This is a genomic window from Pseudocitrobacter sp. 2023LY-00077, from assembly GCF_055796175.1.
The window spans coordinates 148,203-165,879 of sequence record NZ_JBSPEI010000013.1; the positions used below are offsets into that span (position 1 = coordinate 148,203).

Annotated in this window: 13 protein-coding genes, 1 rRNA gene and 1 pseudogene; 5 read left to right on the forward strand and 10 right to left on the reverse strand. The window is 55.7% G+C overall.

Features of this window, described 5'->3' with window-relative positions:
* Positions 1 to 16 precede the first annotated feature (16 nt).
* A complete protein-coding gene (sorE, locus tag ACWWFX_RS17505; protein ID WP_157704591.1) occupies positions 17 to 1,246 on the forward strand; it encodes an L-sorbose 1-phosphate reductase in 1,230 nt (409 codons plus the stop codon).
* Positions 1,239 to 2,051 carry a shikimate 5-dehydrogenase gene (locus ACWWFX_RS17510; protein ID WP_473224377.1) on the forward strand — a complete coding sequence of 271 codons (813 nt, stop codon included), beginning with the start codon at positions 1,239 to 1,241 and terminating at the stop codon, positions 2,049 to 2,051. The genes sorE and ACWWFX_RS17510 overlap by 8 nt, the downstream gene beginning before the upstream one ends.
* 209 nt (positions 2,052 to 2,260) lie before the next feature.
* On the opposite strand, the pseudogene ACWWFX_RS17515 reads toward ACWWFX_RS17510, so the two are convergent.
* A pseudogene (locus tag ACWWFX_RS17515) lies at positions 2,261 to 2,445 on the reverse strand (type II toxin-antitoxin system CcdA family antitoxin); the annotation flags it as partial.
* Between the two features lie 85 nt (positions 2,446 to 2,530).
* On the opposite strand from ACWWFX_RS17515, the gene pepE reads away from it, so the two are divergent.
* Positions 2,531 to 3,220: a dipeptidase PepE gene (gene pepE, locus ACWWFX_RS17520; protein ID WP_473224378.1), complete on the forward strand. Its 690-nt coding sequence runs from the start codon at positions 2,531 to 2,533 to the stop codon at positions 3,218 to 3,220.
* A gap of 91 nt (positions 3,221 to 3,311) precedes the next feature.
* On the opposite strand, the gene ACWWFX_RS17525 is transcribed toward pepE, so the two are convergent.
* Positions 3,312 to 4,943 (reverse strand): Na/Pi cotransporter family protein, encoded by a 1,632-nt coding sequence (locus tag ACWWFX_RS17525; protein ID WP_473224379.1) that lies wholly within the window; start codon positions 4,941 to 4,943, stop codon positions 3,312 to 3,314.
* 240 nt (positions 4,944 to 5,183) lie between these two features.
* Positions 5,184 to 8,867 (reverse strand): methionine synthase, encoded by a 3,684-nt coding sequence (gene metH / locus ACWWFX_RS17530; RefSeq protein WP_276222218.1) that lies wholly within the window; start codon positions 8,865 to 8,867, stop codon positions 5,184 to 5,186.
* A gap of 201 nt (positions 8,868 to 9,068) precedes the next feature.
* Here metH and iclR point away from each other — a divergent pair, with 201 nt between their 5' ends.
* A complete protein-coding gene (iclR, locus tag ACWWFX_RS17535) occupies positions 9,069 to 9,893 on the forward strand; it encodes a glyoxylate bypass operon transcriptional repressor IclR (protein WP_473224380.1) in 825 nt (274 codons plus the stop codon).
* A gap of 15 nt (positions 9,894 to 9,908) precedes the next feature.
* Here iclR and ACWWFX_RS17540 read toward each other — a convergent pair whose 3' ends face one another.
* The 6 genes from ACWWFX_RS17540 to metA form a co-directional block, all read right to left on the reverse strand.
* Positions 9,909 to 10,202 carry a type II toxin-antitoxin system RelE/ParE family toxin gene (locus tag ACWWFX_RS17540; RefSeq protein WP_473224381.1) on the reverse strand — a complete coding sequence of 98 codons (294 nt, stop codon included), beginning with the start codon at positions 10,200 to 10,202 and terminating at the stop codon, positions 9,909 to 9,911.
* Between the two features lie 15 nt (positions 10,203 to 10,217).
* On the reverse strand, positions 10,218 to 10,484 hold the full coding sequence (locus tag ACWWFX_RS17545; RefSeq protein WP_276222224.1) for a type II toxin-antitoxin system Phd/YefM family antitoxin: 267 nt from the start codon (positions 10,482 to 10,484) through the stop codon (positions 10,218 to 10,220).
* A 137-nt stretch (positions 10,485 to 10,621) separates the two neighbouring features.
* Positions 10,622 to 12,400 carry a bifunctional isocitrate dehydrogenase kinase/phosphatase gene (aceK, locus tag ACWWFX_RS17550; protein WP_473224382.1) on the reverse strand — a complete coding sequence of 593 codons (1,779 nt, stop codon included), beginning with the start codon at positions 12,398 to 12,400 and terminating at the stop codon, positions 10,622 to 10,624.
* 102 nt (positions 12,401 to 12,502) lie between these two features.
* A complete protein-coding gene (gene aceA / locus ACWWFX_RS17555) occupies positions 12,503 to 13,807 on the reverse strand; it encodes an isocitrate lyase (protein ID WP_276222228.1) in 1,305 nt (434 codons plus the stop codon).
* Positions 13,808 to 13,838: 31 nt separating this feature from the next.
* Complete coding sequence (gene aceB, locus ACWWFX_RS17560; protein ID WP_473224383.1) at positions 13,839 to 15,440, reverse strand: malate synthase A; 1,602 nt, start codon at positions 15,438 to 15,440, stop codon at positions 13,839 to 13,841.
* Positions 15,441 to 15,709: 269 nt separating this feature from the next.
* Complete coding sequence (gene metA / locus ACWWFX_RS17565; RefSeq protein WP_473224384.1) at positions 15,710 to 16,639, reverse strand: homoserine O-succinyltransferase MetA; 930 nt, start codon at positions 16,637 to 16,639, stop codon at positions 15,710 to 15,712.
* 156 nt (positions 16,640 to 16,795) lie between these two features.
* Here metA and ACWWFX_RS17570 point away from each other — a divergent pair, with 156 nt between their 5' ends.
* Positions 16,796 to 17,239 (forward strand): acetyltransferase, encoded by a 444-nt coding sequence (locus ACWWFX_RS17570; protein WP_473224385.1) that lies wholly within the window; start codon positions 16,796 to 16,798, stop codon positions 17,237 to 17,239.
* Positions 17,240 to 17,559: 320 nt separating this feature from the next.
* On the opposite strand, the gene rrf is transcribed toward ACWWFX_RS17570, so the two are convergent.
* Positions 17,560 to 17,675: ribosomal RNA gene (gene rrf / locus ACWWFX_RS17575) — 5S ribosomal RNA — on the reverse strand.
* Between the last annotated feature and the right edge of the window lie 2 nt (positions 17,676 to 17,677).

The window sequence follows — 17,677 nt, forward strand, 5'->3', positions numbered from 1 at the left end:
CAACATGAGGTGGTTTATGAAAACAACAGCTCTGCGTCTTTACGGTAAACGTGACCTACGTCTGGAAACCTTTGACCTTCCTGAAATGCAGGAAGATGAAATTCTGGCGACAGTGGTTACCGACAGTCTATGTCTTTCCTCCTGGAAAGAGGCCAACCTGGGTGAAAACCATAAAAAAGTGCCCGACGATGTGGCGACCAACCCGATCATCATCGGCCATGAGTTTTGCGGCGATATTCTGGCCGTCGGTAAAAAATGGCAGCATAAGTTCCAGCCCGGCCAGCGCTATGTGATTCAGGCTAACCTGCAACTGCCGGATCGCCCGGACTGCCCAGGCTACTCCTTCCCGTGGGTGGGCGGCGAAGCGACGCATGTGGTTATCCCCAACGAGGTTATGGAACAGGATTGCCTGCTGGCATATGAAGGCGAAACCTACTTTGAAGGCTCGCTGGTTGAACCACTCTCCTGCGTGATTGGCGCATTCAACGCCAACTATCATCTGCAGGAAGGCACTTATAACCACAAGATGGGGATTCGCCCGCAGGGACGGACGCTGATCCTCGGCGGCACAGGCCCGATGGGGCTGCTGGCGATTGATTACGCCCTGCATGGGCCGGTTAACCCGTCGCTATTAATCGTCACCGATACCAATAACGACAAGCTGAGCTATGCGCGGAAACACTATCCGTCAGAGCCGCAAACGCTGATTCATTATCTCAATGCAACCGACGCCTCGTACGAGACGTTAATGGCGCTCAGCGGCGGCCACGGCTTCGACGATATTTTCGTTTTCGTGCCCAATGAAGGGCTGGTTACCCTCGCCTCTTCGCTGCTGGCGGCCGACGGCTGTATGAACTTTTTCGCCGGGCCACAGGATAAACACTTCAGCGCGCCGATTAATTTCTACGATGTGCATTACGCGTTTACCCACTACGTGGGCACGTCAGGCGGCAATACCGACGACATGCGCGCGGCGGTCAAACTGATCGAAGAGAAAAAAGTGCAGGCCGCAAAAGTGGTAACACATATTCTTGGGCTGAATGCCGCGGGCGAAACCACGCTGGAATTGCCTGCCGTCGGCGGCGGGAAAAAGCTGGTGTATACCGGAAAATATCTGCCGCTGACGTCACTCACGCAGATCCAGGATGAAGGACTGGCGGCGATTATGACACGTCATCAGGGAGTCTGGTCCGGTGAAGCGGAGCAATACCTGCTCGCTCATGCAGAGGCAATTACCCATGATTAATCGCGAGACTCAACTCTGCATGTCGCTGGCCGGTCGTCCCGGCAACTTCGGCACGCGCTTTCACAATTATCTGTATGAAAAGCTGGGGCTGAATTTCATCTATAAAGCGTTCACCACCGAGGATATTGCTGCGGCGGTGAACGGCGTTCGCGCGTTGGGTATTCGCGGCTGCGCCGTGTCGATGCCGTTTAAAGAAAGCTGCATGCCCTTGCTCGACGCAATCGATCCGTCGGCGAAGGTCATTGATTCGGTGAATACTATCGTGAATGACGACGGCAGGCTGACTGGGTTTAATACCGACTATATCGCGGTGAAAAGCCTGATTACCCACCACCAGCTCAATACCGCCGCACGCGTGATGATTCGCGGCAGCGGTGGAATGGGCAAAGCGGTGATTGCCGCCTTTCGCGACGAGGGGTTTACGAATGTCGTCATCGCCGCCCGCAACCGCGAGAGCGGTCTGGCGCTGGCGAAGCAGTATGGGTTTCAGTGGCAACCGCAGCCGGAAGGTATCGCCTGCGATATTCTGGTCAACGTGACGCCCGTCGGCATGACCGGCGGTAAAGAGAGCCATGAGCTGGCCTTCAGCGAAGCGATGGTCTCTGCGGCAAGCGTCGTTTTTGACGTTGTGGCATTGCCGCCGGAAACGCCGCTCATTCGCCTGGCGCAACGGCTTGATAAGCAGACGATCAGCGGCGCGGAGGTGATTGCCTTACAGGCCGTCGAGCAATTCGCGATGTATACCGGCGTGCGACCCGATGCGCAGCTGATTGCTGAAGCGGCAAGGTTTGCGCGCGAGGGGTGAGCGACATGAGCGCCTTAACAGGCGCTCATACTGATGACAAACGCGAAATTGCCTGATGCGCTACGCTTATCAGGCCTACGAGTTCCTTCACTATATTGAATTTGCACGCGTTTGTAGGCCGGATAAGGCGTTCACGCCGCATCCGGCATGAACAAAGCGCACTTTATCAATCATCGAACGCTAATACATACAAATGCAGAATGGGTCCATCAGAACGGTCGTTGAAAATCGCTGAACGAACCGTTCTCGTCAACCCAATGGTTAACGGATTCAATTGACTCTTTATTCTCCTGTAGCCACGTCTCTCTCTCTTGTTTTCGCGAAATTTCTCCAGCAGCGCTTCGGTTAACACAGCTGACAGATTAATCTTCAACTTGCGTGCTTCTTCCAGAACTCCGTGAACCTCGTCAGCGAGTCTTATCACCCGGCGTGATAGCATAGTCATCAACCCCTTAATTCCCTGATTGTCTGGAGAAAGAATGGAACTGCTGCTGTTAAGTAACTCGACGTTGCCGGGTAAAGCCTGGCTGGAACATGCGCTACCGCTGATTCGTGGCGCGCTAAACGGTCGCCGTTCGGCGGTATTTATTCCCTTCGCGGGCGTGACGCAAACGTGGGATGCCTACACGGCAAAAACGGCGGCGGTCTTTGAGCCGATGGGCGTGTCGGTCGTCGGTATTCATAATACAACCGATCCGATCGCGGCCATTGAAAATGCGGACCTCGTGATTGTCGGTGGTGGAAATACCTTCCAGTTGCTGAAAGAGAGCCGCGAGCGTGGGCTGTTGGCGCCGATTGTTGATGTGGTGAAGCGCGGCGCGCTCTACATCGGCTGGAGCGCAGGCTCGAACCTGGCTTGCCCAACCATTCGCACTACCAATGATATGCCGATTGTCGATCCGCAAGGTTTTGATGCACTGGGGCTGTTCCCGCTGCAAATTAACCCGCACTTCACCAATGCGCTGCCGGAAAGGCACCAGGGTGAAACGCGCGAACAACGCATCCGCGAACTGTTGGTTGCCGCGCCAGAGCTGACGGTGATTGGTTTACCGGAGGGTAACTGGATTCAGGTGAACGGTGAAATCGCGACGCTTGGTGGGCCAAACACCAACTATCTGTTTAAAGCAGGTGAAGAGGCGGTGCCGCTGGAGGCTGGACACCGTTTGTAAAAGATTTTGCCGGATGCGCTGCGCTTATCCGGCCTACAGATTGTGCCAATTGTAGGCGAGATAAGGGCTGCGCATCCGGTGTCAAAACGCACTAATAATCATCCCGTTCGTCATCTTCGTCCGGCTGCTCCAGCACGCTGTAAGCCACTGAACAAAATAGCGAGTTGAGACGCTGCATATCGCCCAGCAGGCCAAGGTGTAGCGAGCTGGTTTCAATACTCTGCACGTTCTGCTGGTGTAGACGATCAACGTGCGCGTGCGAGTAACGGCGATTCAGGATGCGGAAGCGATGCTTGCTGCGGCGCAGGCGGCGGGCGCTGGTGACGTCACCGGAGAAGAACACCGACATCGCCAGCTGCAGGTTACTCAGCAGTTGATCGTAAAGCGCATCCAGTTCCTTCAGCCCTTCAAGCGAGAACGCGCGACGGGCCGCCAGCGATTTATCGGCGATCTCACTGCCCATGCGTTCCACGATGTCCGACGCCTGTTCCAGGTTGAGCGACATCTCGATGATTTCCGCCCAGCGCCGGGATTCCTCCTCCGCCAGTTCATCCTTCGGCATGCGTGCCAGATAGAGCTTGATGGCGGTGTAGAGCACGTTAATGTCGTCCGCCAGCTTGCGCAGCTCTTTCTCCTCGCGCGGCTCGCCGTGCATCACCTTTTTCAACCCTTCCAGCATCAACTCCATCGCATCGCCGATACGCAGCGCTTCACGCGCGGCATTGGCTAACGCCAGCGTTGGCGTGTCGAGGGCGGTGGTATCGAGATGCTTGGGCTTCAGGCGTGCGTCCAGTTCAGGTTCATCGCGGATCATTCGTTTGCAGAAACGCGCCATCGGCTCGGCGAACGGGATCATCACCACGCAGCGAATCAGGTTGTAGAAGACGTGGAAATAGATAACCAGTTCCGATTCCGGCAGCGGCAGTTTGTGCAGAGTATCCGCCAGCACATGGACAAACGGCAGAATGACCAGACTGCCCACCAGCTTGAACAGCAAACTACCCAGCGCCACGCGGCGAGCGGCAGCATTGGCGGCGCTGTTGTTGAGCATAGCCAGCAGGCCGGAGCCGAGGTTAGCGCCAATCACCAGACACAGCGCCACCGGGAAGGAAATAATCCCCGCCGTGGTTAGCGTGGCGGTCAGCAGCACGACGGCCAGGCTCGAATAACTGACGATGGCGAACATCGCGCCAATCAGTGCATCCAGCATGATATCGCCGGTGAGCGAGGCAAAGATCACCTGTACGCCGTTGGCCTGGGTGATCGGCGTGACGGCCTGGACGATGAGTTCCAGCGCCAGCAAAATCAGGCCAAGGCCAATCCCGACGCGCCCCAGTTGCCCGGCACGAGACTGTTTGCGGCCGAGGAAGAAGATCACGCCGATAAAAATCAGCAGCGGCGACAGCCAGGATAAATCGAAGGTGAGGATACGCGCCATCAGCGCGGTCCCCACGTCGGCCCCCAACACAATCACCAGGGCGGGCGTCAGGGCGACCAGGTCCTGGGCGACGAACGACGTCACCAGCATGGTCGTGGCGTTACTGCTCTGCACCAGCGCAGTGACGCCAATGCCCGCGCAGAAGGCGAGCGGTTTCTTTTCAACACTACGGCTGAGGACGGTACGCAGGCGCGCGCCGAAGACGCGCATCACGCCCGTGCGGACAATGTGGGTGCCCCAAACCAGGAGGGCGACAGCGGAAAGCAGGTGTAACAGCGTTAACACAGAGTGGGGTTCTCCTTATCGTTATTGTTTTCCTGAGGCTATCTGCGCGGTTCTGCCGGATGGCGCTGCGCTTATCCGGCCTACAGGCAAGTCGTGAATCCGACGGCGAACCATGTAGGCCCGGTAAGCGTAGCGCCACCGGGCAAAACCGACGAAGCCTTCTTCCAGTATAAGGGTTTACTCACAAGAAAGAGACAGGGCGCTCAATGAGCGCCCTGTTTGTTGTAAGGAAAAGTGACGTTAGTCCGCGTCATACCCCAGATTCGGGGCCAGCCAGCGTTCAACTTCCTCTACGCTCATCCCTTTGCGGCGGGCGTAATCTTCCACCTGGTCACGCTGAATTTGCGCGACCGCGTAGTACTTGCTGTCCGGGTGGCTGAAATACCAGCCAGAGACCGACGCGCCGGGCCACATGGCGAACGATTCTGTCAGCTTCATGCCGGTGTGTTTTTCGACGTCCAGCAGTTCCCAGATAGTGCCCTTTTCCGTGTGTTCCGGGCAAGCCGGGTAACCGGGCGCCGGGCGAATGCCCTGATAGTTTTCGCGGATCAGTTCTTCGTTGCTGAGGTTCTCGTTCGGCGCATAACCCCAGTAAACTTTACGCACGCGCTCATGCAGATATTCAGCAAAGGCTTCCGCCAGGCGGTCGGCAATCGCTTTCACCATGATCTTATTGTAATCATCGTGCTGCGCTTCAAAAGCATCCGCCAGCGCATCTTCTTCCAGCCCACCGGTGACGGCGAACGCGCCGATGTAGTCTTCTTTACCGCTCAGTTTTGGCGCGACAAAGTCGGAAAGACAGTAGTTTGCGAAGCCCACTTTCTCGGTCTGCTGGCGTAAATGACGGCTGACGGTAAGCACGTGAGTACGCGTTTCGTCACGGTAGATTTCAATGTCGTCACCCACACGGTTTGCCGGGAACAGGCCGACCACGCCGCGCGGATTCAGCGTTTTCCCGGCGCTCAGTTTGTCGAGTAACTCATTGGCATCTTTAAACAGACGCTGTGCTTCTTCGCCAACGACTTCGTCTTCAAGAATGCGCGGGTATTTCCCGGCCAGCGACCAGGTCATAAAGAACGGCGTCCAGTCGATGTAGTTGCGCAGCGTTTCGATACTGGCTTCCACTTCCTGCACGCCGAGACGATGAGCCACCGGCGGCGTGTAGCTCGCCCAGTCGAATGCCAGATCGTTTTCGCGCGCGGCCTGCAAGGTCACTGGCGGCGTGCGCGGTTTCTTACGCCCGTGCTGAATACGCACGGTCTCATACTCTTTACGCGTGCGGGCGACGAAGTCGTCACGCTGGGTATCGGAAAGCAGCGCCGCAACTACGCCAACGGTGCGCGAGGCGTTCTGCACATACACCGTCGGGCCGCTATAGTTCTGCTCGATTTTCACTGCCGTGTGCGCTTTCGATGTGGTCGCGCCGCCAATCAGCAGCGGAATAGTGAAGCCCTGACGCTCCATCTCTTTCGCCACGTTAACCATTTCGTCCAGCGACGGGGTGATCAAGCCGGAGAGGCCAATCAGGTCCGCATTCACTTCCCTGGCGGTTTTCAGGATTTTGTCGGCAGGCACCATCACGCCCAGGTCGATGATTTCGTAGTTGTTGCACTGCAACACCACGCCGACGATGTTTTTGCCGATATCGTGGACATCGCCTTTTACAGTCGCGATCACCATCTTACCGTTGCTGGAGCCTTTCTCTTTGCTGGCTTCAATGTACGGTTCGAGATACGCCACCGCTTGTTTCATAACGCGCGCCGATTTCACCACCTGCGGCAGGAACATTTTGCCCTCGCCAAACAGGTCGCCGACCACGTTCATGCCATCCATCAGCGGGCCTTCAATCACCTGAATGGGGCGTTCAGCCTGCTGACGCGCCTCTTCCGTATCCAGCTCGATAAATTCAGTAATGCCTTTCACCAGCGAGTATTCGAGGCGTTTTTTCACGTCCCACGAACGCCATTCGGCCTGCTGGGCGTTGGCGGTGTCGTCGGTTTTGCTGCCGCGATATTTCTCGGCAAGATCCAGCAAACGCTCGGTGCCATCGTCGCGACGATTGAGGATCACATCCTCCACCGCGTCGCGCAGTTCAGCCGGCAGGTCGTCGTAAATCGCCAGTTGCCCGGCGTTCACAATCCCCATATCCATACCGTTGCGGATGGCGTAGTAGAGGAACACCGCGTGAATGGCTTCACGCACCGGATCGTTACCACGGAACGAGAACGAGACGTTAGAGACACCGCCGGAAATCAGCGCATGCGGCAGTTCGCGTTTGATGTCTTCACAGGCGCCGATAAAGTCCTGCGCATAGTTGTTGTGCTCGTCAATCCCGGTCGCTACTGCGAAAATATTCGGGTCGAAGATGATATCTTCCGGCGGGAAACCGACTTCCTCGGTGAGAATTTTGTACGCCCGGCGGCAAATTTCGATTTTACGCGCGCGGGTGTCGGCCTGACCCTGCTCGTCAAAGGCCATCACCACCACCGCCGCGCCGTAGCGACGCAGCAGTTTGGCATGGTGCATAAAGGTCTCCACGCCCTCTTTCATCGAGATGGAGTTGACGATGCCTTTGCCCTGAATGCACTTCAGACCTTTTTCGATGACGTCCCATTTCGAGGAGTCGATCATAATCGGCACGCGAGCGATATCCGGCTCGCCCGCAATCAGGTTGAGGAAACGCACCATCGCCGCTTCGGCATCGAGCATCCCTTCATCCATGTTGATATCGATAATCTGTGCGCCGCTTTCCACCTGCTGGCGAGCCACATCCAGCGCTTCGCTGTATTTCTCTTCTTTAATCAGGCGCTTGAACTTAGCGGAACCGGTGACGTTGGTGCGTTCACCCACGTTCACAAACAGGCTGTCGTCGCCAATGTTCAGCGGCTCCAGGCCAGACAGGCGGCAGGCGACGGGCAGTTCAGGCAGCTTGCGCGGCGGCAGCCCGGCAACGGCGCGGCTCATCGCAGCAATGTGTTCCGGCGTGGTGCCACAGCAACCGCCGACGATATTGAGGAAACCCGCTTCCGCCCATTCGCGGATCTGTTTTGCCATCGTGTCGGCATCGAGATCGTATTCGCCAAAGGCGTTTGGCAGCCCGGCGTTGGGGTGCGCGGTGACGTAGCATTCCGCAATCCGCGACAGCTCCTGTACGTACTGGCGCAGTTCATCCGGCCCCAGCGCACAGTTCAGTCCAAAGGTCAGCGCTTCGGCGTGGCGCAGGGAGTTATAAAACGCTTCCGTAGTTTGCCCGGAGAGGGTACGCCCGGAGGCATCGGTGATGGTGCCGGAAATCATGATCGGCAGGTCAACGCCCAGCGCTTCAAACTCTTCTTTTACCGCAAAAATCGCCGCTTTGGCGTTGAGGGTGTCGAAGACGGTTTCAATCAGGATCAGATCCGCGCCGCCTTCCACCAGCGCTTTCGTCGATTCGCGGTATGCAGCCACCAGCCCATCAAAGGTGATATTGCGGAATGCCGGGTCGTTGACGTCCGGTGAAATGGACGCCGTGCGGTTGGTGGGGCCAAGAACGCCAGCCACATAGCGCGGTTTTTCCGGCGTGCGCGCGGTCCACTCATCGGCGCAGGCGCGCGCCAGTTTGGCGGCAGCGAAGTTGATTTCCGCCGACAGGGATTCCATCTGGTAATCCGCCATGGCGATGGTCGTGGAGTTAAAGGTGTTGGTTTCAATGATATCCGCACCCGCGTCGAAGTAGGCATCATGAATGGCGGAGATCACCTCCGGCTTGCTCAACACCAGCAGGTCGTTGTTACCTTTGAGGTCGCACGGCCAGTCGGCAAAACGCGCGCCGCGAAAATCCGCTTCGCTCAGGCGATAGCTCTGGATCATGGTGCCCATGCCCCCGTCCAGAACCAGAATTCGATCATTTAACTGCTGACGTAATTGTTCAACTTTGCTGCTCACACGCACTCCCGACCACGCTCAACCAAACCCAGAGAAAAAACGGCAATAGACCATACTGGCATAAACCCTGATGGTGGAAAAGAGAACAACGCGCTACATGAGACAAGTTCACCATGACTCATCGGATCAGTAAGTCTGGTGATTGCATTATAATCAAATAAAACGAAAATGATTTCCACGATACAGAAACAGGAGTTCGCTATGGTTGCCACCGTTCCCGCGAAGCGCGGGAGAAAACCCGCCGCAGCCGCCGCTCCGCCGAGTGGCCAGGTTCAGTCTTTAACGCGCGGGCTAAAATTACTGAAATGGATTGCCGAATCAAACGGTAGCGTCGCGCTGACTGAGCTCGCTCAGCAGGCCGGGCTGCCCAATTCCACCACTCACCGTTTGCTCACCACCATGCAGCAGCAAGGTTTCGTCCGCCAGGTGGGCGAGCTGGGGCACTGGGCGGTGGGTGCGCATGCATTTATCGTCGGCAGCAGCTTTTTGCAGAGCCGTAATTTGCTGGCGATTGTCCATCCTATCCTGCGCAAACTGATGGAGGACTCCGGCGAGACGGTCAACCTGGCGGTGCTGGATCAAAGCGACCATCAGGCCATTATTATTGATCAGGTTCAGTGCACGCAGCTGATGCGCATGTCCGCGCCCATTGGCGGCAAACTGCCGATGCACGCCTCCGGCGCGGGCAAGGCGTTCTTATCGCAACTGAGCGAAGAGCAAGTTACCGGCTTACTGCACCGCAAAGGGCTGCACGCCTATACCCATGCGACGCTGGTATCGCCGGTGCATTTAAAAGAAGACCTCGCCCAAACGCGCAAGCGCGGGTATTCCTTTGATGATGAAGAACACGCGCTGGGGCTGCGCTGCGTGGCGTCCTGCATTTATGACGAGCACCGCGAACCGTTTGCGGCGATCTCCATTTCCGGGCCGATTTCACGCATTACCGACGACCGGGTAACGGAGTTTGGCGCGATGGTGATCAAAGCGGCGAAGGAAGTGACGCTGGCGTATGGTGGGGTGCGCTAAAGCACTTTGGCGGGCCTAAAGATAATTATTTGGGTCCTGCCTTTCATGCAGCACGGCTAAAACCACAATCCCTGCCGGCACCTCACAATAGTAAATCACGTGGCTTTCGACCGGAAAGCTACGCACGCCAGAAAATAAATCGCCGCTGCGATCGCGGCCTGGCGAGGGATGCCTGTCGAGAACGTTCGTTATTGTGGCACGTAAAACAGCCGCATATGTCTCAGCGACCTCTTTTCCCCATCGTTGCGCAGAGTAAACCCGAATCGCCCGGATATGCGCCTTCGCCATTGTGGTAAACCGTACGCTCATCCCTGAACTGTATCCTTACTTTGCGTTGAGCTCATCATCAGTCAGTGGGCCAAATACGTCATCGGCGGTATGAAGTTCACCTCTATCCGCCTGGGCGATAGACTCTGCCAGTACGGATTTCAGGCTCTGCAATTTAAGCTGGACATAGTGGTCATACTCTTCTGGCGAGATAACGACGGCCACACGTTTTCCATGCTTGCTGATTTCAACGGGCTCGCGCTGGGCTTTCATCAATAATTCACCAAACTGGTTCTTGGCTTGCTGTGCGGGCATGCTCTGCATACCGCCTCCTTCCGTCTAAAATGGCTCGAATAGCTATTAGCAATATCATAGAAAGAAGGCATCGGTTGCTCCAGTGAAATCAACATGACATACGTTCTGATCCAAACTGGGGCCACCATAGAACGCAAAATCGCGTTTCACAAATGACTTGATGTATTCCTGGAAAGAGGCTCGCAAAAGCGGGATTCTGGCATACCATAACGCACGCTGAAACGCTGGCGACGACGGTAGGCGTAAACATCCTCCACATGACCATTTTTGATGCGCGTCTGTAGGCCGCGCCAGTAGTCGGCGCTGAACAAGTCGGCATGCATCTCTTCAAACAGCGGGCCGATACGCGGGTCGGCGCAGAGCCAGTGGCGAAACTCCTCCGGGAAGACATCGCCCGGCGAGACGCTGTACCAGGGTTCGCTGGCCAGTTCGTCTTCCGGGTAGCGCGGGGGCGGTATATCGCGGAAATTCACTTCAGTCATGTAGCAAATTTCATCGTAATCATAGAACACCACGCGGCCATGACGCGTGACGCCGAAGTTTTTAAACAGCATGTCGCCGGGGAAAATATTGGCGGCGGCGAGCTGGCGAATGGCGTTGCCGTACTCTTCAATCGCGTCGCGCAACTGCTGGCCCTCTGATTGCTCCAGCCAGATATTGAGCGGCACCATGCGCCGTTCGATATAAAGATGGCTGATAACGATGTGGTCGCCCTGTTCGGTGATTTTCTCCGGCGCTTCCTGCTGCAATAGCGCCATCAGCGCAGGCGAGATTTGCCGTTTCTCCAGCACAAAGTTTTCGAACTCCTGAGTGTCCGCCATCCGCCCGACGCGATCGTGCTCTTTAACCAGTTGATAGCAGGCGCGAACGTGCGCGGCATTCATCTCTTTTTGCGGAGCAAATTTGTCTTTGATGACCTTGAAGACGCGATCATAACCTGGCAGCGTAAATACCAGCATCACCATGCCACGAATGCCTGGCGCCTCAATAAACTGCTCATCGGTGCTGGCGATGTAATGCAGATATTCGCGGTAACTCTCGGTTTTTGCATGCTTCTGGCAGCCAATCGCCATATACAGTTCCGCGGTGGATTTGCCGGGCAGAATCTCGCGCAACCATTCCACCATCGCTGCCGGCAGTGGCGCATAAACCATGAAATAGGAGCGGGCGAAGCCAAAGACAATGCTCGCTTCCGTCGCGGTGGTCAGACAGGTATCGACAAACAGTTCCCCTTCGTCCGTGCGGTGAATGGGCACTAAAAAGGGCAACGTGGCGGCAGGCGTCACCAGCTTGCCCACCAGCCATGCCGCTTTATTCCGATAAAACAGTTCGTTCGCCACCTGCAGGTGCGATTGTTGAAGTATCGCCTGGCCGAAGGTTTCACTCAGATGCGCAATGATGTAGTTGATATCACGCTGTTTATTCTGCCACGGCAGGCGTAGCGGCAGGTCAGTCAGCAGGCGATTGAGCAGTTGCCCCCAGCCGTGTTCGGGAAAGAAATCCTTCGCCAGCGGGCGTGGAATGGTGCGGAAACGGCGCTCCGGCTGTGAGCTAAAAATAAAAAGCCGCTCCGGTGTGAGCGAGCGGTGATCAAATAACCGGCAGTAAACCGAGTTAAAAAAGCTCTCCGCGATTTCGAAGCGAGGGTAATCAGGGAGAAGCGCGGTGTAGTGCTCTTTCACGCGTAACAAAAATTCGGCATCCGCGCCTTTGCCATCGGTGATGCAGCGCAACTGCTCCACCACCAGGCCAACATGATGATCATAAAGGTGAATACGGCTTTTCATCGCCTTCTGTACGGCATGCCAGTCGGCCTGTTCAAAGCGCTGCTGCGCGCCGGACGTCACTTCCAGGAAGCGCCCGTACTGGGCGTCAAAACCTTGCAAAATGGTGTGGGCAATCAGTAATTCCAGGCCACGCGGCATAATCGACCTCGTCCGGTGCGCGGTATGCCGGATGGCGCTGACGCTTATCCGGCCTACAAAACGGTGTAGGCCCGGTAAGCGACGCGCTACCGGGCATCTGGATCAGAACTGTGACTCTTCCGTTGAACCGGTCAACGCGGTTACTGAGGAAGCGCCGCCCTGAATAATGGTCGTCACTTTATCGAAGTAGCCCGTCCCCACTTCCTGCTGATGAGAAACGAAGGTGTAACCGTCTTTACCCGCTTCAAATTCAGGCTGCTGCACTTTTTCAACATAATGCTTCATGCCTTCACCCTGCGCGTAAGAGCGCGCCAGGTCGAACATGTTGAACCACATGCTGTGAATGCCCGCCAGGGTGATGAACTGGTATTTGTAGCCCATATCCGACAGTTGTTGCTGGAAGCTGGCGATGGTTTTATTGTCCAGATTTTTCTGCCAGTTGAACGACGGCGAGCAGTTGTAGGCCAGCAGCTTGCCCGGATATTTAGCGTGGACCGCCTCGGCAAAACGGCGTGCGAGGTCGAGGTCCGGCGTAGAGGTTTCACACCACACCAGGTCTGCATACGGCGCATACGCCAGGCCACGGCTAATTGCCTGCTCGATACCCGCACGGGTACGGAAGAAGCCTTCGTTGGTACGCTCGCCGGTGATGAATTCGCTATCGTAAGCGTCGCAATCAGAGGTGATCAGATCCGCCGCATCCGCATCTGTTCGCGCAATGACAAGCGTCGGCACGCCCATAACATCGGCCGCCAGGCGCGCTGCAACCAGTTTCTGAATAGCTTCCTGCGTCGGAACCAGCACTTTACCGCCCATATGACCGCACTTCTTCACCGACGCGAGCTGATCTTCGAAGTGAACGGCCGCTGCACCGGCCTCAATCATCGATTTCATCAGTTCATACGCATTCAGCACGCCGCCGAAACCGGCTTCAGCATCGGCGACGATCGGCAGGAAATAATCGGTATAACGCGGATCGTTCGGTTCGATACCGGACGCCCACTGGATCTGATCCGCACGACGGAAGGTGTTGTTGATCCGATCCACCACCGCAGGCACCGAGTTCGCCGGATAAAGGGATTGATCCGGATACATACTTGATGCCAGGTTGGCGTCAGCCGCTACCTGCCAGCCGGAGAGGTAAATCGCCTCAATACCCGCTTTCGCCTGCTGCAACGCCTGGCCGCCGGTCAGCGCACCGAGGCTGTTGACGTAGCCTTTCTTCGACTCACCGTGCAGCAGTCGCCACATTTTCGCCGCACCCAGTTGCGCCAGCGTGCACTCCGGGTTAACCGAGCCGCGTAATTTCACCACTTCCTCGGCGCTGTAGGGGCGACGAATGCCTTCCCAGCGCGGTTGAGTCCACTCTTTCTGTAATTCTTCAATTTGTTGTGTACGGGTTTTCATGTGCAGATGCTCCATATTGTTATGTGGTGATTTACGCTAACAGGCGGTAGCCTGGCAGAGTCAGGAAGTCGATAAGGTCGTCGGAGGTAGTGATCTGCTCCATCAGGCGCGCGGCGTCGTCGAAGCGCCCGCTGCTGAAGCGGTGCTCGCCCAGCTCTTCCTGAATCACCAACAACTCTTCGGCCAGCATCTGGCGGAACAGCGCTTTGGTGACGGCTTTGCCGTTGCTCAGGGTTTTCTCATGATGGATCCACTGCCAGATAGAGGTACGCGAGATTTCCGCCGTCGCCGCATCTTCCATCAGGCCGTAGATAGGGACGCAGCCGTTGCCGGAGATCCACGCTTCGATGTACTGCACCGCGACGCGAATATTGGCGCGCATGCCCTCTTCAGTACGTTCACCGTCACAGGGGGCCAGCAGTTGTTCGGCGGTGATCGGCGCATCGTCGCTGCGGGTCACGAATAACTGATTTTTATGCTCGCCGAGCACATCGTTGAAAACCGCCATCGCAGTATCCGCCAGCCCCGGATGCGCCACCCATGTGCCATCATGACCGTTATTGGCTTCCAGCGATTTATCCGCTTTGACTTTGTTGAGCACCTGCGTATTTCGCTCGGCGTCTTTGCTCGGGATAAACGCTGCCATGCCGCCCATCGCGAACGCGCCGCGTTTGTGGCAGGTTTTAATCAGCAGGCGTGAATATGCGCTGAGGAACGGTTTGTCCATCGTCACCACCTGGCGGTCAGGCAACACGCGGTCCGGGTGGTTTTTCAGGGTCTTAATGTAGCTGAAGATGTAATCCCAGCGGCCGCAGTTCAGGCCGACAATGTGATCGCGCAGCGCGTGCAGGATTTCATCCATCTGGAAGACGGCGGGCAACGTTTCAATCAGCAGAGTCGCTTTGATGGTGCCGCGCGGCAGGTCAAAGCGATCTTCCGCATAGCTGAAGACTTCACTCCACCAGGCCGCTTCCTGCCAGGCCTGGGTTTTCGGCAGGTAGAAGTAAGGGCCGCTGCCTTTCTCCAGCAACGCTTTGTAGTTGTGGAAGAAGTAGAGCGCGAAATCAAACAGGCTGCCCGGAATGGCTTCACCGCGCCAGGTAACGTGTTTCTCCGGTAAATGCAGGCCACGCACGCGACAAATCAGCAGCGCGGGATTGGGTTTCAACTGGTAGATTTTCCCGGCTTCATTGGTGTAGCTGATGGTGCCGTTCACGGCATCGCGCAGGTTGATTTGCCCATCAATCACTTTGTTCCAGTCCGGCGCCAGTGAATCCTCGAAATCAGCCATAAAGACTTTTACGTTGGCATTCAGCGCGTTAATCACCATTTTGCGTTCAACGGGACCGGTGATCTCTACGCGGCGATCCTGTAAGTCTTCCGGGATACCGCGGATTTTCCAGTCACTATTACGAATGGAAGCGGTTTCCGAAATAAAATCAGGCAACTTTCCGTCATCGATATCCTGCTGTTGCTGAATGCGCGCAGCCAGCAGTTTATTGCGCTTCGGCGTAAAGCGCGTCACCAGTTCACTGAGAAATTCAACGGCTTCTGCCGTTAAGATCTGCTGCTCCTGCCCGGTAAAAGGTTCGGTAAACGCCAGTTCATCCGCCGTTGTTGCCTGTTGTGTCATTGTGCTGATCCTCATTATGTATTCCGATCGATCCGCTGGGGTGAACGGACGATCTATGCATAGTTTTCATTCAACACTTTTAAGACTACCCAGGAATTAATAAAAATCAAAAACGATTTCCATTTTTAATTTAAATTACATGTAACGTGATGATTATAATGGAATTAAAATTTTTTAATTGATTGAGGTGCGTTTCGGAAATAAAAAAGGCACCCGAAGGTGCCTGAGGAAGAGTGCTGAAACGCTTTAGGATCGAGAGACGTAGACGATCAGTCCAGCGTTGGATTCATACTCCGCAGATCGTATGGCGTGATCTGGTAGACGTAATAGTTGAGCCAGTTGGCAAACAGCAGATTGCCATGGCTACGCCAGGTGGCGCGCGGTTTATTCTGCGGGTCGTTTTTCGGGAAGTAATTGTGCGGCACTTCCGGGCTAAGACCGGCATCCACGTCCCGGAAAAATTCGCCTGCCAGCGTGTTAGCGTCGTACTCAGGATGACCCGTCACAAATGCAATGCGCTTGTCTTTGCTGGCAAAGAGGTAAGCATCTCCGCCGTCTGTTTCCGCCAGAATATCGAGGTCGGTATAGTCGCGAATCAACGCTGCCGGGAAATCGGCATAGCGTGAGTGTGGGGCGAGGAAACTGTCATCAAACCCACGCGTGAGCAAGGCGTGTGGCTGAAGAATATGGTGCTCATAGACGCCAGAGAGTTTGTCGCTGCGGGTCTGTTTTGGGATGCCATACAGAATGTTCAGCGCGGCCTGAACGGCCCAACAGACAAACAGCGTGGAGGTAACGTGATCTTTTGCCCACTCCAGCACCTGCTTTATCTGCGGCCAGTAGGCGACATCATTAAACTCGACCAACCCCAACGGCGCACCGGTGACAATCAGTCCGTCGAAGTTCTGATCGCGGATCTCGTCGAAATTACAGTAGAAGTTATTCAGGTGCTCAGTTGGCGTATTGCGAGATTCCCGCGCGTCGATGCGTAACAGCTGGATATCCACCTGCAACGGCGAGTTAGAGAGAAGACGCAGAAACTGGTTTTCCGTTTCGATTTTCTTCGGCATCAGGTTAAGAATCAGGACCTTAAGCGGACGGATTTCCTGACCTGTTGCGCGTGATGCGGTCATTACAAAGACATTTTCATCACGCAAGAAATTGACGGCTGGTAGCTCGTCCTGCACCCGAATCGGCATAACCTTGTTACCTCACAACATACGTATAAACGTTTAGACATCCAGATAGCTGACAATAACCAGGAATAAGTGAAATGTCGAGTCTGCATGTGAAAGGTGAGAAAGTTTCACCGACAACATTACCGTAGAATATAAGAATAAATAAAAGGAGTATCTATGGTTATTAGTATTCGCCGTTCCCGGCACGATGAAGGGGAAAAACTGGTGGCCGTCTGGTGCCGTTCTGTTGATGCCACGCACCATTTTTTGTCTGCTGAGTATCGGGCTGAGCTGGAGAGGCTGGTACGCTCATTTTTACCGGAGGCACCGCTGTGGGTTGCAGCCAATGCACAGGATGAGCCGGTTGGTTTTATGTTGTTGAGTGGGCAGCATATGGATGCATTGTTTGTGGACCCTGATGTGCGTGGTATGGGGGTTGGCCGTTTGTTGGTTGAACATGCGCTTTCTCAGGCACCGGCGTTAACGACCAATGTGAATGAGCAGAACGAGCAGGCGGTTGGGTTTTATAAGAGGATGGGGTTTAGGGTGACAGGACGCAGCGAGGTGGACGATCTTGGGAAGCCGTATCCGTTGTTGAACCTGGCGTATTTGAAGGGGTAGTGCGCGCTGTGTTGCCCGGTGGCGCTGCGCTTACCGGGCCTACAATGTGCACCGTACCCGCAGGCCGGATAAGGCGCAGCCGCATCCGGCAGGTTTTTTCCGCACCAGCGCAAAAAGGCCATCCTTCCGGATGGCCTTCTGCTTTATTTGATGCCTGGCAGTTTATGGCGGGCGTCCTGCCCGCCACCCTTCGGGCCGTTGCTTCGCAACGTTCAAATCCGCTCCCGGCGGATTTGTCCTACTCAGGAGAGCGTTCACCGACAAGCAACAGATAAAACAAAAGGCCCAGTCTTTCGACTGAGCCTTTCGTTTTATTTGATGCCTGGCAGTTCCCTACTCTCGCATGGGGAGACCCCACACTACCATCGGCGCTACGGCGTTTCACTTCTGAGTTCGGCATGGGGTCAGGTGGGACCACCGCGCTAGTGCCGCCAGGCA

Excerpts from the sequence above, each read along its gene's own strand:
- sorE (WP_157704591.1), top strand. The coding sequence starts at position 17 with ATGAAAACAACAGCTCTGCGTCTTTACGGTAAACGTGACCTACGTCTG.
- ACWWFX_RS17510 (WP_473224377.1), top strand. The coding sequence starts at position 1,239 with ATGATTAATCGCGAGACTCAACTCTGCATGTCGCTGGCCGGTCGTCCC.
- pepE (WP_473224378.1), top strand. The coding sequence starts at position 2,531 with ATGGAACTGCTGCTGTTAAGTAACTCGACGTTGCCGGGTAAAGCCTGG.
- iclR (WP_473224380.1), top strand. The coding sequence starts at position 9,069 with ATGGTTGCCACCGTTCCCGCGAAGCGCGGGAGAAAACCCGCCGCAGCC.
- ACWWFX_RS17540 (WP_473224381.1), bottom strand. The coding sequence starts at position 10,202 with ATGAGCGTACGGTTTACCACAATGGCGAAGGCGCATATCCGGGCGATT.
- ACWWFX_RS17545 (WP_276222224.1), bottom strand. The coding sequence starts at position 10,484 with ATGCAGAGCATGCCCGCACAGCAAGCCAAGAACCAGTTTGGTGAATTA.
- aceK (WP_473224382.1), bottom strand. The coding sequence starts at position 12,400 with ATGCCGCGTGGCCTGGAATTACTGATTGCCCACACCATTTTGCAAGGT.
- aceA (WP_276222228.1), bottom strand. The coding sequence starts at position 13,807 with ATGAAAACCCGTACACAACAAATTGAAGAATTACAGAAAGAGTGGACT.
- aceB (WP_473224383.1), bottom strand. The coding sequence starts at position 15,440 with ATGACACAACAGGCAACAACGGCGGATGAACTGGCGTTTACCGAACCT.
- metA (WP_473224384.1), bottom strand. The coding sequence starts at position 16,639 with ATGCCGATTCGGGTGCAGGACGAGCTACCAGCCGTCAATTTCTTGCGT.
- ACWWFX_RS17570 (WP_473224385.1), top strand. The coding sequence starts at position 16,796 with ATGGTTATTAGTATTCGCCGTTCCCGGCACGATGAAGGGGAAAAACTG.